Source organism: Mesorhizobium sp. M0060, from assembly GCF_040323155.1.
In the GTDB taxonomy this organism is placed as follows: domain Bacteria; phylum Pseudomonadota; class Alphaproteobacteria; order Rhizobiales; family Rhizobiaceae; genus Mesorhizobium.
Genome location: NZ_JAMYUP010000036.1, coordinates 18,143 through 43,209, shown reverse-complemented (window position 1 = coordinate 43,209; position 25,067 = coordinate 18,143). Strand labels below are relative to the sequence as shown.

Annotated in this window: 28 protein-coding genes; 16 read left to right on the top strand and 12 right to left on the bottom strand. The window is 62.4% G+C overall.

From position 1 onward, the window contains the following. Positions 1–3: 3 nt before the first annotated feature. Positions 4–1,248 (bottom strand): ROK family protein, encoded by a 1,245-nt coding sequence (locus tag NKJ94_RS26170; protein ID WP_352529148.1) that lies wholly within the window; start codon positions 1,246–1,248, stop codon positions 4–6. 285 nt (positions 1,249–1,533) lie between these two features. On the opposite strand from NKJ94_RS26170, the gene xylF reads away from it, so the two are divergent. The 4 genes from xylF to NKJ94_RS26150 all read left to right on the top strand — a co-directional run bounded on the left by xylF (position 1,534) and on the right by NKJ94_RS26150 (position 6,731). Beyond that, a complete protein-coding gene (gene xylF, locus NKJ94_RS26165) occupies positions 1,534–2,574 on the top strand; it encodes a D-xylose ABC transporter substrate-binding protein (RefSeq protein WP_352529176.1) in 1,041 nt (346 codons plus the stop codon). A gap of 142 nt (positions 2,575–2,716) precedes the next feature. Next, entirely contained in the window at positions 2,717–4,048 is a 1,332-nt protein-coding gene (locus NKJ94_RS26160) for a sugar ABC transporter permease (RefSeq protein WP_352529146.1), read from the top strand. A gap of 119 nt (positions 4,049–4,167) precedes the next feature. Next, complete coding sequence (locus tag NKJ94_RS26155) at positions 4,168–4,968, top strand: ATP-binding cassette domain-containing protein (protein ID WP_352529144.1); 801 nt, start codon at positions 4,168–4,170, stop codon at positions 4,966–4,968. A gap of 122 nt (positions 4,969–5,090) precedes the next feature. Continuing rightward, on the top strand, positions 5,091–6,731 hold the full coding sequence (locus NKJ94_RS26150) for a CHASE domain-containing protein (RefSeq protein ID WP_352529142.1): 1,641 nt from the start codon (positions 5,091–5,093) through the stop codon (positions 6,729–6,731). A 96-nt stretch (positions 6,732–6,827) separates the two neighbouring features. Here NKJ94_RS26150 and NKJ94_RS26145 read toward each other — a convergent pair whose 3' ends face one another. From NKJ94_RS26145 to NKJ94_RS26125, 5 genes are all read right to left on the bottom strand, one after another. After that, a complete protein-coding gene (locus tag NKJ94_RS26145) occupies positions 6,828–7,073 on the bottom strand; it encodes a YMGG-like glycine zipper-containing protein (protein ID WP_006328050.1) in 246 nt (81 codons plus the stop codon). Between the two features lie 82 nt (positions 7,074–7,155). Next, the gene (locus tag NKJ94_RS26140; RefSeq protein WP_352529140.1) at positions 7,156–7,482 is read right to left on the bottom strand and encodes a hypothetical protein; all 327 of its coding nucleotides are present in this window, start codon (positions 7,480–7,482) and stop codon (positions 7,156–7,158) included. A gap of 423 nt (positions 7,483–7,905) precedes the next feature. Next, positions 7,906–8,940, bottom strand: coding sequence for a sensor histidine kinase (locus tag NKJ94_RS26135; RefSeq protein WP_352529138.1), 1,035 nt, complete (start codon positions 8,938–8,940; stop codon positions 7,906–7,908). 191 nt (positions 8,941–9,131) lie between these two features. After that, positions 9,132–9,296 (bottom strand): DUF1328 domain-containing protein, encoded by a 165-nt coding sequence (locus NKJ94_RS26130; protein ID WP_352529136.1) that lies wholly within the window; start codon positions 9,294–9,296, stop codon positions 9,132–9,134. Positions 9,297–9,532: 236 nt separating this feature from the next. Then, entirely contained in the window at positions 9,533–10,327 is a 795-nt protein-coding gene (locus NKJ94_RS26125; RefSeq protein WP_352451151.1) for a response regulator, read from the bottom strand. A gap of 216 nt (positions 10,328–10,543) precedes the next feature. Between NKJ94_RS26125 and NKJ94_RS26120 the strand changes: the two genes are divergently transcribed. Together NKJ94_RS26120 and NKJ94_RS26115 are read left to right on the top strand one after the other, a co-directional pair. Then, positions 10,544–10,747: a NepR family anti-sigma factor gene (locus NKJ94_RS26120; protein WP_023720919.1), complete on the top strand. Its 204-nt coding sequence runs from the start codon at positions 10,544–10,546 to the stop codon at positions 10,745–10,747. Positions 10,748–10,750: 3 nt separating this feature from the next. After that, the gene (locus NKJ94_RS26115; RefSeq protein ID WP_023678544.1) at positions 10,751–11,302 is read left to right on the top strand and encodes a sigma-70 family RNA polymerase sigma factor; all 552 of its coding nucleotides are present in this window, start codon (positions 10,751–10,753) and stop codon (positions 11,300–11,302) included. Between the two features lie 31 nt (positions 11,303–11,333). Here NKJ94_RS26115 and NKJ94_RS26110 read toward each other — a convergent pair whose 3' ends face one another. Next, complete coding sequence (locus NKJ94_RS26110; protein ID WP_502896073.1) at positions 11,334–11,654, bottom strand: response regulator; 321 nt, start codon at positions 11,652–11,654, stop codon at positions 11,334–11,336. A 301-nt stretch (positions 11,655–11,955) separates the two neighbouring features. Here NKJ94_RS26110 and NKJ94_RS26105 point away from each other — a divergent pair, with 301 nt between their 5' ends. Together NKJ94_RS26105 and NKJ94_RS26100 are read left to right on the top strand one after the other, a co-directional pair. Further along, a complete protein-coding gene (locus NKJ94_RS26105) occupies positions 11,956–12,282 on the top strand; it encodes an ElaB/YgaM/YqjD family protein (protein ID WP_352529133.1) in 327 nt (108 codons plus the stop codon). Between the two features lie 10 nt (positions 12,283–12,292). Then, entirely contained in the window at positions 12,293–12,772 is a 480-nt protein-coding gene (locus NKJ94_RS26100; RefSeq protein WP_352529131.1) for a hypothetical protein, read from the top strand. A gap of 58 nt (positions 12,773–12,830) precedes the next feature. Here NKJ94_RS26100 and NKJ94_RS26095 read toward each other — a convergent pair whose 3' ends face one another. Then, positions 12,831–14,357 (bottom strand): sensor histidine kinase, encoded by a 1,527-nt coding sequence (locus NKJ94_RS26095; protein ID WP_502896072.1) that lies wholly within the window; start codon positions 14,355–14,357, stop codon positions 12,831–12,833. Positions 14,358–14,503: 146 nt separating this feature from the next. On the opposite strand from NKJ94_RS26095, the gene NKJ94_RS26090 reads away from it, so the two are divergent. Continuing rightward, positions 14,504–14,677, top strand: a complete 174-nt coding sequence (locus NKJ94_RS26090; protein WP_352529129.1) for a hypothetical protein — start codon at positions 14,504–14,506, stop codon at positions 14,675–14,677. Between the two features lie 44 nt (positions 14,678–14,721). On the opposite strand, the gene NKJ94_RS26085 is transcribed toward NKJ94_RS26090, so the two are convergent. Beyond that, entirely contained in the window at positions 14,722–15,642 is a 921-nt protein-coding gene (locus tag NKJ94_RS26085) for a diacylglycerol/lipid kinase family protein (RefSeq protein ID WP_352529127.1), read from the bottom strand. Positions 15,643–15,895: 253 nt separating this feature from the next. On the opposite strand from NKJ94_RS26085, the gene NKJ94_RS26080 reads away from it, so the two are divergent. Next, positions 15,896–17,254, top strand: a complete 1,359-nt coding sequence (locus NKJ94_RS26080) for a PRC-barrel domain-containing protein (RefSeq protein ID WP_352529125.1) — start codon at positions 15,896–15,898, stop codon at positions 17,252–17,254. Between the two features lie 52 nt (positions 17,255–17,306). Here NKJ94_RS26080 and NKJ94_RS26075 read toward each other — a convergent pair whose 3' ends face one another. After that, positions 17,307–18,875, bottom strand: a complete 1,569-nt coding sequence (locus NKJ94_RS26075; RefSeq protein ID WP_352529123.1) for an alkaline phosphatase family protein — start codon at positions 18,873–18,875, stop codon at positions 17,307–17,309. 222 nt (positions 18,876–19,097) lie between these two features. Between NKJ94_RS26075 and NKJ94_RS26070 the strand changes: the two genes are divergently transcribed. The 4 genes from NKJ94_RS26070 (at position 19,098) to NKJ94_RS26055 (ending at position 22,213) form a co-directional block, all read left to right on the top strand. Beyond that, the gene (locus tag NKJ94_RS26070; RefSeq protein WP_352529121.1) at positions 19,098–20,030 is read left to right on the top strand and encodes a VOC family protein; all 933 of its coding nucleotides are present in this window, start codon (positions 19,098–19,100) and stop codon (positions 20,028–20,030) included. A 10-nt stretch (positions 20,031–20,040) separates the two neighbouring features. Next, positions 20,041–20,676, top strand: coding sequence for an alpha/beta hydrolase (locus NKJ94_RS26065; RefSeq protein ID WP_352529119.1), 636 nt, complete (start codon positions 20,041–20,043; stop codon positions 20,674–20,676). Further along, positions 20,669–20,968, top strand: coding sequence for a GNAT family N-acetyltransferase (locus NKJ94_RS26060; RefSeq protein ID WP_352529117.1), 300 nt, complete (start codon positions 20,669–20,671; stop codon positions 20,966–20,968). Before NKJ94_RS26065 ends, NKJ94_RS26060 begins: the two co-directional genes overlap by 8 nt. Before the next feature lie 186 nt (positions 20,969–21,154). Then, positions 21,155–22,213, top strand: a complete 1,059-nt coding sequence (locus NKJ94_RS26055; RefSeq protein WP_352529115.1) for a dipeptidase — start codon at positions 21,155–21,157, stop codon at positions 22,211–22,213. A 54-nt stretch (positions 22,214–22,267) separates the two neighbouring features. Here the strand turns inward: NKJ94_RS26055 and NKJ94_RS26050 are convergent, their stop codons facing one another. Further along, positions 22,268–22,528, bottom strand: coding sequence for a hypothetical protein (locus tag NKJ94_RS26050; RefSeq protein WP_352529113.1), 261 nt, complete (start codon positions 22,526–22,528; stop codon positions 22,268–22,270). 2 nt (positions 22,529–22,530) lie between these two features. Then, a complete protein-coding gene (locus NKJ94_RS26045; RefSeq protein ID WP_352529177.1) occupies positions 22,531–22,749 on the bottom strand; it encodes a hypothetical protein in 219 nt (72 codons plus the stop codon). A 113-nt stretch (positions 22,750–22,862) separates the two neighbouring features. On the opposite strand from NKJ94_RS26045, the gene betI reads away from it, so the two are divergent. After that, positions 22,863–23,579 carry a transcriptional regulator BetI gene (gene betI, locus NKJ94_RS26040; protein ID WP_502896071.1) on the top strand — a complete coding sequence of 239 codons (717 nt, stop codon included), beginning with the start codon at positions 22,863–22,865 and terminating at the stop codon, positions 23,577–23,579. A 76-nt stretch (positions 23,580–23,655) separates the two neighbouring features. Further along, positions 23,656–24,957: a flavin monoamine oxidase family protein gene (locus NKJ94_RS26035; protein ID WP_352529109.1), complete on the top strand. Its 1,302-nt coding sequence runs from the start codon at positions 23,656–23,658 to the stop codon at positions 24,955–24,957. The last annotated feature ends 110 nt before the right edge of the window (positions 24,958–25,067 follow it).

Here is a 25,067-nt window from a genome sequence, read left to right as displayed (position 1 = left end):
TGGTCAGGCTACGTTCTTTCTGATGCCGGGCCTCATTTGCGCGCCCGGCGCGAAAATCTCCTGGTCGACGAAGCTTAACGCCCGCATCGCGCAGCCTTCGCGGATCAGCGGCAATTCGTTCGGCTCGGTGTCGAAGGAGATCGAGCTCGAATGCTGGCCACCGGCGGTCTGGGCGATGGCCTTGCGCAAGGCCGGCTCGATCAGATCGAAGGCGGCGGCACTGACGCCGACCATCGCGACCGGTGCTGGATCGATCAGCGCGAACAACGAGCCGAGACCGAAACCCAGCGCTTCGCCGGCCCTGCGGTAGGCCTCGCGTTCCGGCCCATCCTTCTCGCGGGCCCGGGCCGCCAACGCGCGCATGTCGGCGTCGCTGACGTCGGCGACCGGTTTGCTGTCTTCGCTCATCCCCGTAGCGTTGCGCCAGATGGCGTAATTGCCTGCATAGGCCTCGATGCAGCCGCGCCGCCCGCAACGGCAGAGCGCGCCGCCTGGACGATGGATCATGTGGCCAAACTCGCCGCCCGAGGAATGCGTGCCGGTGAACAGCTCGCCCTTCAGCACCAGCCCCATGCCGATGCCGTGCGAAAGCAGGATGGCGATGAAGTCGTCGCGATAGCGATCCGGATCGCGCCAGCGCAAAGCCACCGCCATCATATTGCAATCGTTCTCCACCGTGGCCGGGATGCCGAATTCGTCTTCCAGCATGTCGGCAAAGGCGATGTCCGTCTGCGGCGTGATCGGCGACCACAGCATGGCGCGTGCAGGGGAGTCGGTAATTCCCTGAATCGCCAGGGCGATGCGGGCGACACTGCGGACGTCAAGGTCTGGATCTTCCAGCCGGCGCCGGACGATGGCCATGCATTCGCGGATCAGCTCGTCGCGCGGCATGGTCAGCGTGTCCAGCCGGCGCTGTTCCTCGACGACCACCTGTCCCGCATAGTCGATGATGGCGGCCGACAGGAAATTCAGCGACAACACCACGGTCAGCACCGCCGCCGCTTCCGGGTTGAGGGCGAGGCCGACCTGCGGACGACCGCGTTTCAACGAAACGGGCTCGTTTGCCTTGCTCTCGGCGAGGATGCCTTCCCGTATCAGGTCGGAGGAGATCGCCGATATGGTCGAATGGCTGAGGCCGGTGGTTGCAGCGATCTCCGTACGCGACGGCTGGCTGGCCCGGCGCACCGCCGAGATCACCATCGCCCGGTTGCGCCGGCGCAAATCGTCATGGCGGATTCCGACCGACATCGTTTTGCTTTCCTCCCGGTTGCCGCGGCCGCTCATGAACCGGAAGCCGTCGGTAATGTCCGACAAATAGTGTCAGATACAGGCAAATAGTGTCAGATGCCGGCGGCGCTGTCATCGTTTATTCCGACACTCGAAAAAACTCGGAGAGTCATCAAAATCCATCAGAATCGATGTTGACAGCAGCCGGAGATCGGGTCAGTATTTTTTCGAGGCTCGAAAAAATTAACGCCTCTAGCTGGTCTTTGGGCCAATTGGTCACGCCGTACGCGGCGCAGGGAGGATATGATGAAGAAATTCACGACCGCCATTCTGGCGGGTGTCGCCATGACGCTGACGCTCGCGTCGGTGGCGCAGGCTAAGGACAAGGTCATCGGCGTTTCGTGGTCGAATTTCCAGGAGGAGCGCTGGAAGACCGACGAAGCCGCAATGAAGGCCGCCATCGAGGCCGCCGGCGACAAGTATATTTCCGCCGATGCACAGTCCAACCCGGGCAAGCAGCTCACCGACGTCGAGAGCCTGATCTCGCAGGGTGCCAACGCACTGATCATCCTGGCGCAGGACGCCTCGGCGATCGGGCCGGCTGTGCAGAAGGCGCTGGACGAAGGTATTCCGGTCGTCGGCTACGACCGGCTGATCGAGAACAAAGACGTCTTTTACCTGACCTTCGACAACAAGGAGGTCGGCCGCATGCAGGCCCGCGAAGTGTTCAAGGTGAAGCCGGAAGGCAACTACGTCTTCATCAAGGGCTCGGGCGCCGATCCGAATGCCGATTTCCTGTTTGCCGGTTCGATGGAAGTGCTGAAGGACGCCATCGACAGCGGCAAGATCAAGAATGTCGGCGAGGCCTATACCGACGGCTGGCTGCCGGCCAACGCCCAGAAGAACATGGAACAGTTCCTGACCGCGAACGACAACAAGGTCGATGCCGTAGTCGCCGCCAATGACGGCACCGCCGGCGGCGTCGTCGCCGCGCTGACGGCGCAAGGGCTGGCCGGATCCGTTCCGGTCTCGGGCCAGGACGGCGACCACGCCGCGCTGAACCGCATCGCGCTCGGCACACAGACCGTGTCGGTGTGGAAGGACGCGCGCGAGCTCGGCAAGAACGCCGCCGAGATCGCCTCGCAACTGGCCGACGGCAAGCAGATGACCGACGTTGCGGGCGTTAAGGATTTCACCACGCCCGGCGGCAACACCGTCAAGTCGCTGTTCCTGACCCCGGTCGCCATCACCAAGGACAACCTCAACGTCGTCATCGACGCCGGCTGGATCAAGAAAGAAGAAGTCTGCGCCGGCGTGGCGGCGGGCACTGTTCCGGTCTGCAACTGATCCGACGTTTCCGAGAAGTCCGAACGCCGCGGCTGCTCGCCGCGGCGTTTTTTCAAGAAGAATTGTTTTTCCGCTTCCGGCGGATAACTTCTAGGCTGCTTCCGGCATCCGCGGCAGACGGCAACCCGGCGGGAGAAACATCATGACCGACACGACTTCCAACACGCCGGTCGACAGCTCGACCGCAGACCGGGCGCGTGAATCCGAGCTCGGCGTCGTTGCCCGATTTCTCAAGGCAACCGAACTCGACACGCGCATGCTCGGCATGGTCGGCGCGCTGCTGGTCATCTGGGTCGGGATCCACATATTGTCAGGCGGGCTCTTCCTGACGCCGCGCAATCTCTGGAACCTTTCCGTGCAGACCTCCTCGGTGGCGATCATGGCGACAGGCATGGTGCTGGTCATCGTGATGCGCAACATCGATCTTTCCGTCGGTTCGGTGGAAGGCGTGATCGGCATGGTGATGGGCGTGGCGCAGGCCGAATTCCTCGTCCGCGTCATGGGGTTTCAGCTTGGCAGCCCCTGGCTGTGGGTCATTGCACTGGCCGCCGGCCTGGTGCTCGGCCTGGCTATCGGAGCGTTTCAGGGTTTCATCATCGCCTATCTCGAGGTTCCTGCCTTCATCGTGACGCTCGGCGGATTGCTGATCTGGCGCGGCATGGCATGGCTGATTACCAGCGGGCGCACCGTTGCGCCGCTGGACAGGACCTTCCAGCTGATGGGCGGCGGACCACGCGGCTCGATCGGCGCCACCTGGAGCTGGATCGTCGGTGTCGTCGCCTGCGCGGCCGTTGCCTTCGTGCTCTTCAACGGCCGCTCGCAGCGCAAGCGGTTCAAGTTCCCGCTGCGCCCTGTCTGGGCGGAAACCTTGCTCGGCGTGATAGCCTGCGCCGCCATCCTTGGCGCCGTCTGGATCGCCAATTCCTATCCTTGGCCGGTCGGCATCGTACGCCAATATGCCCAGCAGAACGGCATCACCATTCCCGAGGGCGGGTTGTTCATCGCCCACGGCATCGCCATACCGGTGCTGATGGCCGTGGCCGCGGGCATTGTCATGACCTTCATCACCAGGCGCACCCGTTTCGGCCGCTATGTCTTCGCCATCGGCGGCAATCCGGAGGCTGCCAATCTCGCCGGCATCAACACACGCTGGGTGACCATGAAGGTGTTCATGATCATGGGCGTGCTGGCCGCGATCAGTGCGGCGATCGCATCGGCCCGCCTCAACGCGTCGACCAATGCGCTGGGGACCCTGGACGAGCTCCTGGTCATCGCGGCGGCCGTGATCGGCGGCACGTCGCTCGCCGGCGGCTCCGGCACGGTGCTCGGCGCCATGCTCGGCGCGCTTCTGATGCAGTCGCTGCAATCCGGCATGGTGCTGCTCGGCATCGATTCGCCGCTGCAGAGCATCGTTGTCGGCGCCGTGCTGGTGGTCGCGGTGTGGCTCGATACCGTCTATCGCAAACGGGTCTGAGCATGATCCCGAACCGAAGATCCGCGTCAGCGAAAAGTGGAAACCGGTTTTTGCTGCCGCTGACCTTCGGTTCGGACAAGATCATGCTCAAGCAAGATCTATAGGGAGGAGGAACGAGCATGGCAGACAAGACCGCTCCCACGGGCACGCCGCTGATCGAGATGCGCAACATTTCCATCGCCTTCGGCGGCATTCGCGCCGTCGACGATGCCTCGGTCGATCTTTTCCCGGGCGAGGTGATGGCTTTGCTCGGCCATAACGGTGCCGGCAAATCGACGTTGATAAAAATCTTGTCTGGCGCCTACAAGCGCGATGCGGGCCAGATTTTCGTCAACGGCGAGGAGGCTTCGATCTCCAACCCGCGCGACGCCAAAAAGTACGGCATCGAGACGATCTACCAGACGCTGGCGCTGGCCGACAATGTCGACGCGGCCGCCAACCTGTTTCTCGGCCGCGAGCTGATGACCGGCTGGGGTACGCTCGACGACGTCGCCATGGAGGCCGAGGCGCGCAAGGTGATGGGCAGGCTCAATCCGCGTTTCCAACGCTTCAAGGAGCCGGTAATAAGGCTTTCGGGCGGCCAGCGGCAGTCGGTTGCGATCGCCCGCGCCATCCTGTTCAACGCCCGCATCCTGATCATGGACGAGCCGACGGCGGCACTGGGGCCGCAAGAAACTGCGCAGGTCGGCGAACTGGTCAAGCAGCTCAAGGCCGACGGCATCGGCATCTTCCTGATCAGCCACGACATTCACGACGTGTTCGAGCTTGCCGACCGCGTCTGCGTCATGAAGAACGGTCGGGTTGTCGGCACGGCGCGCACAACCGACGTCACCCAGGACGAGGTGCTCGGCATGATCATTCTCGGCAAATGCCCGCCCGGCGCCATACCGGGCCCGGGGGCCCTGAAGATCGCCGCTTGAACAAGAATTAGCCGGCTAATCAAATGCGGCGTAATGTGCCAGTCGTCACCATGCTTTGGCCTCGCCATTGTGTTGACGCCGGGACTTGCCCATAAAGAACCTTCCATGGCCCGTATCAGCAATTGAAAAAGCTCTTTCCGACCGTCGCTTTCATCGCCGTCGCGCTGATCAGCCTGACGATGGCGGGTTTTGCCTATTTTGCCACCCAGGAAGCGGCCCGCATAAAATTCGAGGCGACGGCAGACGACGCGCTCAACCGGATCGAAAGCCGCATCGACCTGGACCTGTCGCTGCTGCGCTCGACCCAGGCGCTGTTCGATGCGCGCAATGGCGGTATCTCGCAAGGCGAGTTCAAGGCTTTCTTCAACGCACTCGACATCGACAATAATTTCGCCGGCCTGCGCGGCATCGGCTTCCTCCGCCTGGCGAAAACTGAAAACGACGCGGCGGTCGAGCGCGACATCCTGCACGACCACGGCGCAAGCCATGCGATCTATCCCGACACGAACTTGCCCTGGCGTACGCCCATCGTGCTGTTCGAGCCGCTGGATCCGTCCAACAAATCCAGCATCGGCTACGACATGTTCACCCAGCCGGTGCGGCGCGAGGCGATCGAAAAAGCGTTGGCCGACGACCAGCAGCATGCCAGCGGGCTTGCGCAGCTCGGCAAGGAAACGGGTGCCGCGCAGACCTTCACCGGGTTCTTCGTCTTCGTCCGGCTTAATGTCGAAACCGCGCCGGACGCCGTCAACGCGTCGAGATCCTCAACTGCCGGTTTCCTCTATGCGGCCTTCCGCTCCCGGGACCTGTTCCAGGCCGCGCTCAGCCGGGCGCCACTGTTGCCGGTCAATACCGAGGTCTACGACGGCGTGGTGAACAGCGACAATCTGCTGTTCCAGTCGGAAACGCCGCCTGTTTCGGCCCTCGGCGACAGGCTGCTGGTCACCCGCAAAATCACTGTTGCCGGCCGGCCGTGGACTGTCCTGTTCAGGCCGACAAGTGCTTTTTCGCAACCTTCCTCGCGCGCCATTCCGGTGATGCTGGGATTGTTCGGCCTGCTGCTTGCCGGCGCCATCGCGCTGGTGGCCCGCTATCAGGAGCGGGCCTATGAGGCGGTCTCGCTGCTTCACGAAACGACCGAGAAGAGCCTACTGGAAAAAGACCTGATGCTGCAGGAGATGAAGCATCGCATCAAGAACTCGATCACGCGGGTGCTGGCAATCGCGCGCCAGACAGCATCGCACGCCGCCGACGTCCAGGAATTCTCGACGTCTTTCTCGGCCCGGCTGCAGGCAATGGCGGCTTCCCAGGACATGCTGACGCGCTCACGCTGGCAGAAAGCCGATCTTGGCGACCTGCTGCGCATCGAGCTCGGCCAAGTGTTCGGCAATGAGCTTCCCGAAGAGCTGTTGTCGGGACCGGAGGTTCTTCTCGACGAGAAGACGACGCAGGCGCTCGGCCTCGTCTTTCACGAACTGGCGACGAACGCGTTAAAATATGGCGAAGCCGGCAATTCGGCCAACACCCTCAAGGGCGGCTGGGCGCTCAAGGTCGACTGGTCGCTCGAAGGCCGCGGACGCGTCCGCACACTGGTCCTCAACTGGCGTGAGGCCGGGCAGAAAAAGCTCAAGACACCGGCAAAGAGCGGTTTTGGAACCAGACTGATCGATCTCAACGTCACGCGCGAATTACGCGGTACGATCAGGCGCGACTTTCGTGAGGACGGTCTGAACGTGGAGATCAGGATTCCGCTGCCGGCCTGAAACTTCATTCCATGAGCCGCATCACGAGAGCGCTTTGCGCGCGCAAACGCGGAGACATATCTGCCTCCGCGTTTGACGTTGGCCTGTTTTTCGAAACTAGTTGCAGCGGGCTGTGTAGATCCGGCCGTGACGATCTCTGTATTGGCAATAGCCATTCTGCAGACGGCGAACGAGCAGGCCGCCAATCGCACCAGCGCCAGCACCGATCAAAGCGCCCTTGCCGCCGCCGACGGCGCCACCGATGAGCGCGCCGCCCACAGTGCCGATACCCACGTTCTCCTCCGTGGTGGTGCAGCCGCTGACCGCAACCACGGCAACCATGGCAATAATCATCTTCCGCATGAAGTCACTCCTCACTTTGTCCTCACTTTAGTAAGCTCCAGCCGCCATTTAGCATGAAAGCACGGCCTTTGCCCGCACGATTTCATTGTTGATTAAGATAGTCTTTTTCGGGGCGCGCGGCGTTCGATGCTACCATGAAGTTGGAAATCTCCAAGGAGGCATCGAGCGTGCCGTCCGGACGCACGCTCCAGACGATCCGGTCATAATCGTCCTCGAGCGCCGGATCGACGGCAAGGCATTTGGCGACGATATGCTGGGCTTGATCGCGGAGGTTGGTCACCGCAAGCGGGCGCGCGGCCATGCACTCCGCCTCGGTTTCGAAAACGCTTACCGGCGTAGGCAATTCACGACACGCGGTCATGCCGTTCGAACAGCCGACAACCAACAGCAAAGCGGCAATGTGCTCCATGGCAAGGGACCTCTCGCCACGGAAACGGTCCAAATCCCTCAAAGTTCCTGGACAGTGCGATCAAGCCGACGTGAGCAGGCAGAAGCTGCCGGCAATCTTGGCGAGCTCGATCAAATCAACTGGGACGCGGCCGCCAGGACGAGCGCGGCTATGAGCGCGTAAACGGCAAAGCGGAGCGGCGAAGCGCGAGGCACGGGCGCTGCGAACGCGTCGGGGTCCTGAAACCCGCCCATCGAAATGCGAGCGGCCTGTTCCATTCTGTTCAAGTCTGCAGCCGTCAAGGCCTATTCCTTTCATATTGCGCCAAACTGCGATCGAGATCCGGCGGATCGGCACGTTCAGACAGGATCGGACTTTATGGTGAACAGTCGGTTAAGGTGGGGCGATGCGCAGCAAGCCTTCTTCCGGGCGGCCGCCGTTCGTTCAATCCGTCTCGAAATTGCCGTGAGGAACGACAAGGCGGTATTCGAGGCGGTTGCCCGTGATTTCGAGTGTCGCCGTTCCATTCAACGATGTGGGCACGACGCGTTCAAGCGCGACGCTGCCAAAACGCTTCTCGCTGCGCTGATTGTCGTTGGCTCCGATCACTTCGGCCCATGTCAGTGACAGAGCAGGCTCGCCAGCGGAAGCGGCCGTCAGATCAGCCGTGACCTCGACGAAGCCATCGGTGCGCGACAGTGCGCCATAGCTGACCGAATTGACGGCGAGCTCATGCATGGCCAAGCCGATGTGCAAGGCAGCATTGGGATTGAGATACGGATTTGCGCCGCGGAAACGCAGGCTGTGCATGGGGTCCGCGCCGTACCTGCCGACCTGACCGGAAACCAGCTCACGCAGCGCTGCTCCCCGCCAGTTGGATGACGTAACCAGATCCTGCGAGGAGGCCAGCGACTGCAATCGGCCCCGGAAACGCGTCAGGAAATCGTCAATGCTGCCCGAATAGCGGCCCGTCTGGGTGGCGATGCTCTGGATGATGGCCAAGAGGTTCTTGGAGCGGTGGCTGACCTCGCGCAGCAGCGCCTTCAGCGTCTGCTCCCGGCGTTTCTGCTCGGTCGTTTCGACCATGGTGGTCACGACGCCCTGCACTGCGCCGGTCTCGTTGCGGTCGGCGTCCATCCACACCTGAAACCAGCGGGCGCCATCATCGGCCGGCACGCTGAGTTCGAGGTGTTGGGGATTGCCGGAGACGATGACGTCGTGCTTGGCGGCGCCGATACGCGCTGCCTGCGCAGGCGGCAAGATGCCGTTATTATCGGAGGCATCGGAGGTCCATGGTGCGCGCATGTTGCGCGCCCACACCGTCTTCATCTCGCGATCCTGGTATAGAACGGAAATCCCGGCATTGTGCAGGGCGTGGAGAAGGGCTCGGCCAAGCTGCATTCCGCTTTCGGCGGGATGCAAAGCGATGATCTCATCACTCTGGCCGCGGTCTTTCATCTTTCCGACTCTGGAACGCATCGGTCATCTTGCTCAACCCATGTCGGGCTGAACGGCTCGCGGAGAAATGGGTTCCAAAAGGAGGCGCTTCGTATAAAGCCTTAAAAAGCGGTCCGCCGAGCGGCGTCCCGTTGGAGGACACTGCCCGGCGGTGGCTGGAAACCGTTTGAGGGGTGCGGCTTCCAGTGTTCGCTTAAATGGCCGCTTGGCATTCACGCTCGTCTGATCAGGCCGGCAATAAGCGATATGATCAGGAAAGCGAGAAAGACGAAGAACAATATCTGCGCTATGCCGGCCGAGGTGCCAGCGATGCCGCCGAAACCAAGCGCACCGGCGATGATCGCCACGACGAGAAATACGAGCGCCCAGTAAAGCATGATCCATCTCCTTCCAATGCTGCGGTGAAAACGTGATTCGCCTCCGTTTGTTCCACCATTTCCCGAAAAAGACGATGCTGAAAATCTTTACGGCCCGAATTGTTGCGGTGTGCGAAAAGCTTCTTGTCAGGTTCTCAGGTTCGGCACCAGTTGGTTGCCAGTGAATTACGCCCCCTCTGATCCAAGAGGAGTGGCTATCCCACACCCTGGCGGCCGCAGCGCGACCGCTAGCTGTTTTATGCCGCGGCCTTCGCGTGCCGGTCAAAGAACAGGGCCTGACTGATAAGAGCCTTGACCATGTCAGGATTGAACGGCTTGGTGACGAGGAAAGCCGGTTCCGGCCGCTCGCCGGTGAGCAGGCGCTCGGGAAAGGCGGTGATGAAGATCACCGGCACCGAGGTGGACGACAGGATCTCATTCACGGCCGCAATGCCCGAACTGCCGTCGGCAAGCTGAATATCGGCAAGCACCATCTTTGGCCGCGCCTTGCCGAACATCGCCACCGCCTCGGCGTGGGTGCGCGCCGTTCCGACGACGCGGTGGCCGAGGCTTTCGACCATTTCCTCGATATCCATGGCAATCAGCGGCTCATCCTCGATGATCAGCACGTCGGTCGCCACCTGACGGGAGATCTCGTTGCTCGCCTGAGCGAGAAGTTCGGAGAATTGCTGTTCGTCGACGTCGAGAATCTCCGCCGCCTCGTCTTCGCTGAAGCCTTCGACGGCGACCAGCAGGAAGGCTTGGCGGGGACGCGGCGCGATTGCATTCAGATTGGCCGCGGCGCGCTGCTCCCATGCCGACTGGGCATGCTCTTGCGGAACGCGAATGGCCACCGAGGTGAAGAGCTTGGCAAAGACCTTGTAAAGCGCGATGCGGTCGTTCGATGCGTCCGGAAAGATGTCGACATCGGCAATGATGGCCTCGAGCATTGCGGCGACCAGCGCGTCGCCGCTCTCTTGCGATCCGGATACGGCGCGCGAGAAGCGGCGCAGGAACGGCAGGTGCGGAGCGATGGTTGCTGATAGGCTCATATTGGACGTCTCCCTCATATGACGTGATTGCATGTTACAGCTAAATGCGGTTTGCAAGCCTAGTAGATAAAACGCTGGCTCCTTGAAAAAGGTTCCAATCGTGCGGAACTAATATGTGGGGCTGGCGTTTAAGGGCGGGTTGGGCAACCAGACGAGGCTGCCGCTTGCCTTGCGTTATGTGTTGAAGGGCGGCTTAAGGCTGGGACGAAGGGCGAAATGAAGAACATGACGAAAGCTACCACGGCTGGCGTTGGCAACGGGCGCCGGGCTGCTTCCCGCGACCCGCTTGGGCCGAACTCGGAAATCGGCCGCAAACTCAAACAATACTACGACGAGCTGGTCTCCGACAATGTGCCGGATCGCTTCGCCCAACTGCTCAGCCAGTTGGAAAAGGCCGAACCTGTACAGAAGAAGGACTGAGGCATGGCGGCCGTCTCCCAGGGCTTCAAGACCGATTTGCTCGGCTCGATCCCGAGCCTGCGGGCTTTCGCCGTGTCGCTGACGCAAAACGCCGACAAGGCCGACGATCTGGTGCAGGAAACATTGGTCAAGGCCTGGGACAAGCATGAAAGCTTCCAGCCCGGCACTAATCTTAAGGCATGGCTGTTCACGATCTTGCGCAACGAATTCTATTCGCAGATGCGCAAGCGCGGCCGCGAGGTGCAGGACAGCGATGGCGTCATGACGGCCAGGCTTGCCGTTCATCCGGCCCAGCACGGCCAGCTTGATCTCGAGGACTTTCGCGGCGCGCTCGAGTTGCTGCCCGAAGACCAGCGCGAAGCCATTATCCTCATCGGTGCATCGGGCTTTTCCTACGAGGAGGCGGCCGAGATCTGCGGCTGCGCCGTCGGAACGATCAAGAGCCGCGTCAGCCGCGCCCGCACGCGGCTGCAGGAAATCCTGAAAATCTCCGGTGAAGACGAGTATGGCCCGGACGCAATTTCGGCTCAGGTGACGGGGTCGACGGCTGCGTGAAGCGTGGAGGTGTTCGAACCGCTCCCGCGCCTCAGGGGAGAGGCCTTCGCTCGCAGGCCACTGCCACTGCCTCGACGAGATCGTCTCCCGAATAGGGCTTGGTGACCAGTCTGACTCCGGGAAAGGATTTCTTGATCTCGTCGATATCCGAATAGCCCGACGCGAAGACGAACGGGATGCCCGCTTCACGCAACCGCGAAGCAAATTGGAGCGTCGAAACGCCGCTCAGCATGAGGTCGACGATGGCCGCATCGAACTGAGTGGCAACGTCTTGCTGTTCGATATCAGCCAGATCCCGGGCGACGACCACATCGAGCGCGCCGTAGTCGCGGCAAAGCTGCTCGATATCCATGGCAATCAGGAACTCATCTTCCAGGATAAGAATCCGCAAACCGTCAAGCGATGGGCGCACGCAGCAATATCTCCTTTAAATGCGTCTCTATCTTGAAACGGGGGATCTTGAAACCGGGGAAGTCATGATCGCTAATTGGCATGCTGTCATTTAAAAAGACGTGCTGGCGCGGATACGTTGGCCTCGGCCCTTGCAAGGCATTTGCAACGAGCGCTGCCGGAGATAAGGTTCAAAGAGGTTCGCGCCGGAACCTTGGGGTCTGTCGAGCGTTTCGACCGAGCAAAACAAGGAGAGCGAAGCAATGGCGACTGCCGCAGGAAAGGCCGCGAACGAAGCCCGTACGAATTCGGATCTTGAGGCTGACATTGCACAACTGAAGGCCGATATCGAACAACTCACCAAGCAGTTGGCCAAGACCGGTGAACACGGCTACGGAACGGCGCGGCGCGCCGCCACCGAAGGGGTCGAGCAACTGCGCGCCCAGGGCGAAGCAGCCTTCGACAGCCTGCGCAGCAACGCTAAGGACATCGAAGCGCAGATGATAGCCCATATGCGCGAAAAGCCGGTGACTTCGCTGGCGATCGCCGCAGGCGTCGGATTCCTCTTCGCGCTCCTCGCGCGCCGCTAGTTCTGCACGCATGCGAATGCTTGCATCGCTGATCTCGGGCCTCGCCTCGGGCGAAACCATTGCGGCGGTGCAACGCGCGCGCGTCGCTGCGATGGTCTATACGGTTGCAGCGCTCGCGGCGCTGTGCGGCCTCGGCTTCCTGGTCGGGGCGGCCTATATCTGGACGGCGGGCCGCTATGGGCCGATGGCAGCCTCGCTGAGCTTCGGGATCGCCTTTTTGGCAATCGCCGGTCTCATCCTGCTCGTCTACCGGATGTCGGCCGGCTCGCGCGCCAGGCGCCGGGCGAAGCGACGCAACGCCGACATGAAGGCGGTCGGCATCGCCGCAGCACTCGCCGTACTGCCGGCGCTGCTCAAGGGCAAAGGTGGCTCGGGGAAGGCCGGACTGGGCGCCATTCTCGTCCCGGCGATAGCACTCGCAGCCTACGCCATCTACCGCGAGAACATGAAGCCCGGCTCCGACGATCCGGATACCGGCAAAGGGGAATAGTTCGGAGGGGGATAGTTCTGGGCGAACGATTCTGGCGCCCGGTCGTAAAATCTTCGCGTCACAAATCTTCGAGCGGCATCGATATTTCGGCGACTACGCCGTCCGGCCGGAATTCATGGGTCACCTCGCTGGAAATGACCTTGGCCAGGCTGCGGCGGATCAGGATCGAGCCGAAGCCATGGCGTTCGGGCGGCGCAACCCGCGGGCCGCCGCTTTCACGCCAGGCCAGCACCAGACGCCGTGCACCCTTCTTGCCTTGTACCTTCCAATCGAGATCGACCTTTCCGAAAGCAGCCGACAGCGACCCGTATTGCAGCGCGTTACTGGCCAGTTCGTGCAGGATCAGGCCGAGCCCTACTGCCTGGTCGGGGGAGAGCAGGACGTCGGCGCCGGAGATAGCTACACGCGATTGTCCGACGGTTTGGAACGGCTTTACCTCGATCTCCACCAGCTCGTGGATGCCGATGCCGCGCCATTCGCGGTCCGATAGCAGGCTGTGCGCGACGCCCAGCGCCTGCAGCCGGGCGCCGAATGCCTCGAGAAATTCGCTTGGCTGACGGGCATGGCGAACGGTCTGCGTCGCCAGCGCCTGAACGGTTGCCAAGGTGTTCTTGACCCGGTGATTGAGCTCGCGCAACAAGAGCCGTTGACGTTCGTCGCCAAGCTTGCGTTCGGTGATGTCGTAATTGACGCCGAAGATCAGCGTCGGCTTGCCCTCGCCGTCGCGCTCTATGACGCGGCCGCGCGTTGCGATCCATCGTGGCGGATCGAGGCCTTTGACACGGTATTCGCCAAAATAATCATCGCTGCCGGTCAGCGCGTCGCGAAAGCGTGTTTCGGTCTGGTGAACGTCGCGCGGGTCGATGGCGGTCAAGATGTCGCGCGCCCTCAGCCTGTTCGACTTGGGCAGATTGAACAATTCGGGCAGCAGCACATCGCAGTCGATCATGTCGCTACGGATATCCCATGCCCAACTGGCGAGCGAAGCCGCGTCGAGCGCGATAGCGCGCCGCTTTTCCTCTCGAACCAGTGCGGCCTCGGCAATCGCCGCGCTCCGGGTGGCATCCTTCAGCGTGAACAGGCTGGCGGCGAGGCCAGCCAGCGCCGACAGCTGGTCGAGCTGGACAGAAGAGGGACGTGCGTGCGGCTTCCGGTCGAGCACGCAGAGCGTGCCGATCAGTGCGCCGTCGACCATGATCGGCACGCCTGCGTAAAAGCGGATGTGATGCTCGCCGGTGACTAGCGGATTGGCTTTGAACCGCGGATCCGCCGCGGCGTCGGCCACCACCAACGGCTCGTCGCCGGCTGCGATGGCATGAGCGCAGAACGATGTCTCGGTTGCGGTTTCGGTCGCGTCGAGGCCGATACAGGATTTGAACCACTGCCGCTCGGCATCGACCAGCGCGATCAGTGCGACAGGCGTTTGCATCGCCGAAGCGGCAAGACCGCTGATGCGATCGAAATCGGGGTCGGCAGCCGTATCCAGCGCGTTGAGGCCGTGCAGCACGGCAAGACGGTCCGCGGCGCCCACCACACTGCGAATATCGACCGGCAGGCCTGGCGTTTTCTGGCTATTGTCGTCCACTACACCCCCGACGGCCCGCCCCGCTGATTAGGCAGGCCAACCGGCCCGTTTGCTATCTTGCCGAGCCGGAACTTTCGCAGCGGGGAGCCGTTACCAGCCAATGCCTCGCTAGCTACGCCTGCCGGCGCCAAATATGGAGCCAGACCATGCCAAAAACCATTCCTGAAAACAAAGCCCGTCAAGGGCGGCGGGGTCGTCATGTCCTTCGTATTCTCATCGCAGCGCTGTTGCTGGTTTTCATCGCCTGGGGCGTCGCCGAAATCTACGGCTGGATGATCGAGACGCCGAAGACCGAGCAGGGCAACACGCCCAGCGGCTAAGCTCTCCCCATCGGTCGTGCCAGCTCGCATCACGCAACCCCACATCACGCAACCTTTGCCTCAGCGGCGCGCGCCGGGACGAGAACATTCAACGCGCGCGGATGGATTTCGACGGTCGTTTCGCGATCGAGCTTTACCAGTTCGCCGTCCATCACGGCCTGAATTTTCCTGTTCGTCGAATGGATTTTCAAAACGGCCCGGTTTGCCTGATGAATTTCGACATGCTCGTTGCCGCGCCATTTGCCACGGGCGACGTCAAAGAGGAACCTGATCAACTCGCCGCGCCGCCGTGCCACGGTGACATAGATGCCCAGCACGCCGCCTGCCGGATTATCGGCATAGGGTAGATGGCCCTCGCCGAACAGATTGTTGGTGATGCCGATGCCGGTGATCCGCGTTCTGATCTCGGCCTCACCGATCGTCAGCGTTACGCTCATCGCCGGTGGGTTGTTGATCGTGGCCCAAGCAGCCCGCACCGAGGCACGCATCTTCCCCAGCCGCGAGCCGAATTCCATCTTCTGGCGCAGTTGCACCATCCTGGCGTGCATGCCGATCGAGAATTGATGCACGAAAGGCCGGCCGTTGGCTGTTGCAATGTCAATCGCCATCACCTCGCCGTCGGCAAACGATTTCAGTGCCGCATCGAGGGTCTGCGGAATGCCGAGGCCGCGCGCAAAAAGGTTCATTGTGCCAGCCGGCAGGATTGCCAGCGCCTTCTCCCCATTCATCAAACGAGCTGCCGCGGCCGAGATGGTGCCGTCGCCGCCTCCCGCCAGCACGACGTCGATGCCGCGCCTGGAAGCTACGCCGTCCAGCGTGGCGACGATATCCTTGCCGGCGACGATTTCGATATCGATCGAGTGACCGGCAGTCTCAAGCGTTCCGCGCATCCGGCCGGCGAAGGCCTCAAGATCGATGCTGCGCAGGGTGCCGCCGTCCTTGTTCAGCACCGCTGCAAAGCGCATGCCCGCTCCATTTTTCCAGCACCTATTCGGCCGGGACGGGGCCCCAGCCGGGAGTGGAACGGGGCGGCCGAGAAAATGTTCCTTTCGACCAGCGCGGCGAATCCGAGAACCGCCGACATCGCACCGGGTGCGCCACGGCTTTTTTCGGAACAACAGTGTGGTCACAACGTTGTGAACATGCAGAAGACGCTGCGCCCGCAGCGACGCCAAGCGGGAATAGCGTGCACGAAATCACCGACGAGGAGACACTAAGATGATCCGCACCCTTTTAACCACGACAGCAGTCGCAACATTGATTGCGACGGGTGCATTTGCGCAATCGGCGACGACCCCGGCGCCGGCGCAAGCGCCCGCCGTCCAAGACTCTGCTTCGGCAATACGTGCCGAGGGCAGCCTTGCCACCAACATCATCGGCGAATCGGTCTATAACGGCACCGGCGACAATGCAGAGAATATCGGCAAGGTCACCGATGTCGTCTTCGACGAGCGCGGCCAGGCAAAATCCGTCGTCATCGGCGTCGGCGGTTTTCTTGGCATAGGGACCAAGAACGTCGCCTTCGACTACAGCAAGCTGCAATGGGCCGAAAGAAATGGCGACCGTTGGCTGATAGCGCAAACGACGAAGGATGAGCTGACGGCTCATCCGGATTTCGACCGCAAGCCCTATGATCCGGCTCCGGCAGCAGCTTCGACCGATAATGCGGTGCCGGCCGCGCCTTCGACTACGACCAGCGCGCAAAACACAGCGCCTGCGCCCGCAGCACCAGCCGAGCCGGTGAAGCGAGCCGAGGGCAATCTTGCCACCAATATCATCGGCGAGAGCGTCTATAACGGCACCAGCGACGACGCCCAGAATATCGGCGACGTGAACGACATCGTGCTCAACAAGGAAGGCAAGGCGCAATCGCTGGTCATCGGCGTGGGCGGCTTCCTCGGTCTAGGCGAAAAGAACGTCGCCTATGATTTCGACAAGGCCCAGTGGGCCGAGAGGAACGGCGATCGCTGGCTGGTTGCCCAAACAACCAGGGAAGAGCTGACGGCGCAGCCGGATTTCAACCGCAAGCCCTATGATCCGGCCCCGGCGACCACAGCGTCGAACGATGCCGCGGCTAATGCGCCGGCCATCGTCACGCCTACCGTGACGGCCAACAACACTACCACGACCGATAACACTGCGACGACCAACAACACTGACCAGGCCAGTAAGACGGCTCAAAATGCCCCAGCGCCCGCAACGACGGCAGACCAGACCAAGACCGGGTCGATCGACAAGTCGACGCTGACTGAAATGCCGATCGGCGAAATCCGGGCCGAGGATCTGGTCGGAACCACCGTCTACGGCGCCAACGACGCCAATGTCGGCGAGATCGGCGACGTCGTGCTGAGCGGCGACAAGAAGGTCGATGCAGTCATCATCGACGTCGGCGGCTTCCTCGGCATCGGCGAGAAGGAGGTGGCGGTCGGCATGGACAACCTCAAATTCATGACCGACAAGAACGGCAAGCGCTATCTCTACACGAACTTCACCAAGGAGCAGCTCGAGGCGCAGGCCGCCTATGACAAGGGCACCTATGCGCAAAACCGCGACAAACAGCGCATGCTTATGCGCTAAGCTGCATATTGGTCGAACAGATAAGCCCGCGCCGGCAACGGCGCGGGTTTCCTCATGTCGAGGGAAAAGGCAGGCCGGCGACATCGCCGGCAATGCCACCCTGCGTTAATTCGGCGAGCGCCAGCGACTGGTCGAGATGCTCCGCCCGCCAGGCAAGCAGCCCTTCGGCAAGTTCCAGCCGGGCCGGCAGATAGGCTGGGTCGTCAGCGACGTTGGTCAGCTCGCCGGCATCTTTCTCCAGGTCGAAGAGCAAGGGCGGCAGGCCACCGCCGAAATGCACGTATTTGAACTTTTGCGTGCGGATGACGGCGAGATTGCACTGGCGCGGACCGATGCCGAAATACCGTTCGGCATCGCCATCCGCGATCGAGCGGAAATCGAACTCCCAATGCGCCGCGTCGCGCCAATTGTCCGGCTCCGCTGCGTCCAGGAAGGGCGCCAGCGGGCGGCCGTCGAGATGCGGCGGCACTTCGCCGCCAGTGAGCTCGAGCAAGGTCGGCGCCAAATCCACCGCCTCGGTGAAGCGCTCGACGCTGGTGCCGGCAGCCTTGCGGCGGCGCGGATCGCGAATGATCAGCGGAATATGGAAGCTGCCGTCGAAGAAGCCGCCCTTGCCCAGCATGAAATGGTCGCCCATCAGCTCGGCATGATCGGAGGTCAGCACGATGACGGTGTCGTCCCATGCGTCGGCTGCCTTGACCGCTTGCCAGACACGGCCAAGCTGCGCATCGACCTCCGAGATCATGCCGTAATAGAGCGCTCGGATGCGGCGAAAATTATCGTCGCCCCAGTCGCGCACCCTGCCTGTGGCGCCGGGACGGAATTTCGACCGTTCCTGCCGTTCAAATTCATAGGCGAGATAGGGGTGGCTTGTTGCTTCGGCTTGCCAGCTTTCGGCGCGATGGAAAGCCGGACCGCTGGCCGGATCGTATATGGCGTTGTAAGGCGCCGGTACGATGAAGGGCGGGTGCGGACTGATGAAGGAAAGGTGCGCGAACCACGGGGCATCGGGCTCCTGCTCGCCGAGCCAGCGGATGAATTCGCCGGCTAGGAAAGCCGACGGCGTCTCGTCCTTCGAATAGATTGGCGGGGCATTGCTAACCCCGCCGTCGTTTTCCAGGATTTCGCCCGCCGAGCGGTGGATGTCGGGAGAGCCGGCGCTGGCATCGACGCCGCGCGCCTTGAGCCATGACAGCCAGGGCTTCTGGTGCTCGGGCAGAACCTGGCGCACTGTGAAGCCCGGCAGCACGCTTTCATAGCTCTTCAGCTGCGAGTCGCCAGGCGACAGCGTGCGCGGATCGCGCGACATGTCGGTATAGCCGAACAGAGTAGGATCATAGCCGAGGACGCGCGCCCAGAGCGCTATGTTGCCGTGGCGGGCGTCGAGCGGCGTGCCATTGCGGCAGACACGATTGTTCATCTGGTAGAGGCCGGTGTAGAGGCAGGCGCGCGCCGGCGAGCAAGGTGCGGCGCCGCCATAGTGCTTTTTGAACAGAACGCCCTCGGCAGCCAGCGCGTCGGCATTCGGCGTCCTTACCACCTTGTGGCCAGCAGCCGACAGGCAGTCGCCGCGCCACTGGTCGCATGTGATCAGGAGAATGTTGGGGCGTTTTCCAGTCAACCGCGGTATCCTCACGCTGGCTACATGCCTCGCTCATGGAGCCCAATTTCGGCGAGCATGCAAGCCGGTCCGGTTTGCCGAATGTGAACAAAACGCGCTTGATCGTTCACTTTAACAGCACAGTCCATTCTGTGTTTGTCGCCTTTGCGGCCAGGAGGCGGATGCTCATATTGGCGTGGACAGCGGCAAGGGCCGCACCAGCACAAGGGAAGGAGCAGAAACATGCTCGAGCAGATCAAGGGCCTGCATCACGTCACCTCGATGGCCAGCGATGCGCGCCAGAACAACGAATTCTTCACCGGCAAGCTCGGCCTGCGCCGGGTCAAGAAAACAGTCAACTTCGACGCGCCGGACGTCTATCACCTCTACTACGGCGACGAGGTTGGCACGCCCGGCTCGGTGATGACCTATTTCCCGTTCCCCAACATCGGCAAGGGCCGCCATGGCGTCGGCGAAGTCGGCACCACCGCCTACTCGGTGCCTGAGGGCACGCTTGGCTACTGGGAAAAGCGGTTTGCCGAGCAAGGCGTCAATGGGCTCTCTCGCGAGGAGACGTTCGGCGAGAAGCGTCTTGCCTTTGCCGGCCCCGACGGCGACGCCTTTGCGCTGGTCGAGGACAGAGTGGACAGCCGTGCGCCATGGGCGAAGGGTGGCATTCCGACCGACGACGCGATCCGCGGCTTTCATTCCGTATCGCTCAGGCTGAAAGACGGCGGCGCCACCGAAGAGCTGCTGAAGTTCATGGGCTATGAGGAGGTCGACAAATCCGGCAATGTCAGGCGGCTGGCGGTGAAGAACGGCAATGGCGCGGATGTCGTCGACATCGAATCGCTGCCGGGGGCCGGCGTCGCCAATCTCGGGGCCGGCTCGGTCCACCATGTCGCCTTCGCCGTCGAGAACCGCGCCAAGCAGCTCGAAGTGCGCAAGGCACTGATGGACACCGGTTACCAGGTGACGCCGGTGATCGACCGCGACTATTTCTGGGCGATCTATTTCCGCACGCCGGGCGGCGTGCTGTTCGAAGTTGCCACCAACGAGCCCGGCTTCGACCGTGACGAGGATACCGCCCATCTCGGCGAGGCGCTGAAGCTGCCGTCGCAACACCAGCATTTGCGGCCCTATCTCGAGCAGCATCTGCAGAAACTGGAAGACTGAGGGCCAAGTCATGAGCAAGGATTCGTATATTCACAAGGTGCTGCCCGGTTCGCCGGGCGGACCGCTGCTCTTCGTCTTCCATGGCACCGGAGCCGACGAGACCCAGCTTCTGTCGCTTGGGCGCGATCTTGCGCCGCAAGCGACGGTCGTTTCGCCGCGCGGCGATGTCTCGGAACAAGGCGCTGCGCGTTTCTTCCGCCGCGCCGGCGAGGGCGTCTACGACATGGGCGACCTCACGCGAGCGACGGACAAGATGGCCGGCTTCGTCAAGGCGCATGTCGAGGCGGCAAAACCATCTTCGGTGCTCGGCCTCGGTTACTCCAACGGCGCCAACATCCTGGCTTCGGTGCTGTTTGCCGAACCGTCGCTGTTCGACGCGGCAGTGCTGATGCATCCGCTGATCCCGTTCGAGCCGGAGGTCGAGGGCAGCCTTGGCGGCAGCCGCATCCTGGTCACCGCCGGCAGGCGGGACCCGATCTGCCCGCCTAATTTGACGGCGCGGCTCGAAGCCTATTTGCGCGCCGATGGCGCCGATGTCACAGTCGAGTGGCATGACGGCGGCCATGAGGTGCGGCCGAATGAGATCGAGGCGGCGCGGCGGTTGTTCGCCGTTGCGCCGGACGAAAGGACCGTAAGCCATGTCTGACCTATTGCCGGAGATCGAGCTGGAGGACCGCGGCTCGAAGGGCCGCTACCTCCTGTGTGGGCCGGACGGCGCCGAGGCGGAGATGACCTTCACCAAGATCGGCGAGCACCAGATCATCATCGACCATACCGAAGTGCCGGATGCATTTCGGGGCCAGGGCGCGGGGCTTCGCCTGGTCACCCGCGCCGTCGAGGACGCGCGCGCGGCGGGCAAGAAGATCATCCCGCTTTGCCCGTTCGCCAACGCCCAGTTTCGCCGCCATCCGGAATGGGCGGACGTGCTGAAACGGTAAGGACAGCCCTCGACGAATGACGGAAGAAAGGGTGCGCGGCTTTACCGCGTGCCCCTTCGGCCATTGGAGGCGTACAAACACGACCGCAAATATGCGGGATTTGCGCACAGCGCCCGTCTTGCCTAAGTATTGCCAGCAAACCGGCTCGCCGAGCGCGGCCCGACCACTTCAACCGAATGGCCCTCCATGACCGAATCCGATCTCGTTCCCGTCTTCGACGGCCACAACGATACGCTGCTCAGGCTCTACCAGTCCAAGGATGCGGACGTCGAAAAGCTGTTCATCGAGGGAACGCCGGGTGGCCATATCGACTTGCCGCGCGCGAAGAAAGGTGGATTTGCCGGCGGCATGTTCGCGATCTTCCCGCCGCCTGTCGAGAAATCCAAACGCGGCGCGGTGCCGCTGGCGCCGAGCGACAGCGAGCCGCTGCCGCCTGAGGTTCCGCGCGCCGATGCGCTCAACTCCACCGTGGCAATGGCCTCGATCCTGTTCAGGCTGGAGCGGACTTCGGCGCTCACCGTCTGCCGCAGCGCCGGCGACGTGAGGAAGGCGATGGCGCAAGGCTCGATCGCGGCGGTTTTCCATATTGAAGGGGTCGAGGCGATCGACCCCGAGCTCACCATGCTCGACGTCCTGCATGCAGCCGGCCTGCGCTCGCTCGGCATCGTCTGGAGCCGTCCCAATGCGTTTGGCCACGGCGTGCCGTTCCGTTTCCCGTCGTCGCCCGATACTGGGCCCGGGCTGACCGATGCCGGCAAGGCGCTGGTGAAAGCCTGCAACCAGCTGAAGATCATGATCGATCTTTCGCATCTCAATGAAAAAGGTTTTCGCGATGTAGCTGAGATCAGCGATGCGCCACTGGTTGCGACCCATTCCAACGTGCACGCGATCTGCGGACATTCCCGCAACCTCACCGAATGGCAGCTCGGCGCGATCCGCGAGACGGGCGGCATGGTCGGGCTGAACTTCGCCACCGGGTTCCTGCGCGAGGATGGCAGGATGAACGCCGACACCAGCCTCGATATCATGGTGCGCCATGTCGATTCGCTGCTGCAGGCGCTGGGCGAAGACGGCGTCGGTCTCGGCTCTGATTTCGACGGCGCCATGATCCCGGCCGCGATCGGCGATGTCGCCGGCCTCCCAAGGCTGCTCGACGCGTTCGCAGCCCGCGGCTTCGGGCGCGCGCTGATCGAGAAGATCGCCTATCGCAACTGGCTCGGCATGCTGGAAAAGACCATCGGCTAGGGCATGTCGATATTCAGTGATGCAGGCCTGACGTGATTTTCAACATGCCCTGGGCTATTCGAAGCCCATGCGCTTCAGCCAGTCCTGGCCGACCCCGCGGTCGCGGATGATCGGCAGCGGATCGGTCGAATCCAGCCGCGCGCAGATCCGATAGACCTCCAGCGTTTCAGCGTTCATCTCGCCGCGCTTGTAGAAGAACATGGCCGCGGCGTAGCGGGTGCGTCCCGACCATTTTTCGCCGAGCGGCGTGTTGACCAGCTGCCACTGCTCGGCGGCCTCGGCATCGATTTCGTGACTGTCGGTGTCGTCGGCCATATTCAGAAATCCGCAGGCGGATTGGCAGTGCGGCGGTCGAGCCTGACGACCAGCCGCGGCACCAGTTTGGCACGCTTAAGCAGCTTTTGATATTGCAGCTCGCGCCTGGCGTAGATCTCGACCCAAGGTCCGCTGCAGGCGGGCTCGGCGGCGCTGATCTGGTCTGCATCGCCGGGATCGCTGCCTTTCGCCGACGGTGCCTTCGACGTCGTTTTCTCCAAGGATGCAATCTCGACGAGAACATTCGAATATGGGCTGCCATGCAGAAGGTGCTTGACAGTGCCAAACACCGTCCCACTGATCTTCGCGGCCGAAGCCAGTCGGCTAGCCGGCGATGCTGGAGACCATCACCCCGATGAAGACAACAGAGGCGCGCAAAGCCCTCCTCGAACCGGCGCGAAAAAGCGATTCCGATAAGCGCGGCCGCAAAGCGGCGAAAGAGACAAGGCAGGTTCAACTGATCGAAGCGACTATCGATTCATTGGCCAAGCGCGGCTATTCGGAAACGACTATGGCCGACGTCGCCGACGGCGCCGGCCTGTCGCGCGGCATCGTCAATTTCCATTTCGAGAGCAAGGAGAAGCTGCTCGTCGCCACTTTGCAATACATGCATGACGAGTATTCGGCGCATTGGCGCAGCGCCTTGCAAAAGGCCGGCGATGATCCCGCCCGCCAGCTGCAGGCATTGGTGGCGGCCGATTTCGACCGCTCGATCTGCAACAAGCGCAAGCTGGCTGCCTGGTGTGCCTTCTGGGGCGAGGCCAAATCGCGACCGAAATATCAGGCGCTGAGCAGCGCACGCGATGCCGTCTACCAGAACATCTTCATCGATCTTTGCGCGGCGCTCAAGCAGAGCGGCTTCTATGCCTATGAGCCGCAAGTCATGGCGCTGGCGCTCAGCGCCATGCTGGATGGTCTGTGGCTGCGTTTGATGATGGGCACCGAAGGCAGCACACGCGAGGTGGCGCTGCGGGCCGCGAACGAGTTCCTGTCTGCGGCATTCCCCAAGCACTATCCGAACTCTGCAGCCCGCGGTGCCAGGCCGGCGTGAACCATCAAAAAGAGGGTGGACCAGCAATGAAGACAATGATCCGGCCCCTGACATTCGAGAAGATCAAGGCCGGCTAATGAAGTTCAAGATCGAACGAGCCGATGTGGCCATTGTCGGCGCCGGCTTCACCGGCCTGTCGGCCGCGCGTGAATTGAACCACGCCGGGATCGATGTCGTGCTGCTCGAAGCCCGCGACCGTGTCGGCGGCCGCGTCGAAGCCGTGCAGAACGGGCTCGGCGAGCGGATCGACAGCGGCGGCCAGTTCCTGTGCGAAGACATGCCGGAATTGATGGCGCTGGTGCGAACGCGCGGCAAGACATTGGTCGAGACCCATGTCGCAGGCGAATTCGTCACGCAGCCGCGAATGAGCGAGGCGCAAGCCGGGCGCACTTACGGCACCGCGATGCGAATGCGCGAGCGGATGAATGCGATCGCACCGAACGACCCGACCATTGCCGGCTTGACGGTCGCGGCATGGCTCGATCGCCAGGCCGATCCCGATGATGCGAAGGCCGCCTTTCGGTCGATGATCGAGGGCCTGTGGTGCCTGGCAATGGAAAGGCTGCCGCTGTGGTACTTGATCGACAATGATCGCCGCATCACCAACGAGGTGTCGGAGCTGCAGTATTTCGTGGGCGAAACCATGCATTCGCTGGCGGATGATCTTGCGCGGGATCTCGGCGATCGACTGCGGCTGAATACAGCTGTCGAGGCCATTGAGCACGGGCCGGGAGGGGTTCGCGTCGTTTCGCCTGCCGGCGCGATCGAGGCACGAGCGGTACTGGTCGCCGTACCGCCGATGATGGCCTCGAGAGTGGATTTCGTGCCGCCGCTGCCGGCTGTGCTGAAGAGAGCCCTCGGCTTCTGGCAAAGCGGCGCGGTGATCAAAATGCTGGTGCGCTACCCCAGGGCTTTCTGGCGCGACAGGGGCTTGAGCGGCATGGTGATGTGGCGCGACCCGCACGGGCTTTTTGCCTGCGATGCCAGTAGGGACGAGGATCATGCAGCACTTGTCGTCTTCATCGGCGGGCCGCTGGCGCAGCGCTGGCGGGATCTGGACGACGCGGCATTACGCGCAAAGGTGACGTCAAAGCTGGAAGAGGCGCTTGGTATCGAGGCGGCTGGCATTATCGATCTCAGTTATCGCGACTGGACTGGGGATCGCTGGAGCGGCGGCGGTTACAGCGATCTGATTGTCGATGCGACGGCAACCGATGCCGAACGCATTATCCGCGCCGGCGCGTCGCCGATCCATTTCGCCTCGTCGGAGCTGTCGCCATCATTTCCGGGCTATGTCGAGGGCGCCATCGTCGCCGGCCGCATTGCTGCTCGAAAAATTATTAAGTCGGCCATCGCCAGCAGAGCCTCGGGGTCATAAGCGAGGCGGTATCGAGGTGCCGAGCGGGATCGACGCGCATTGCCACAGCTCGGCCTGCTGGTCAAGCCGCCGACCCTACTTTGACTAGCCTCGGCGATCTCTCATCTCGA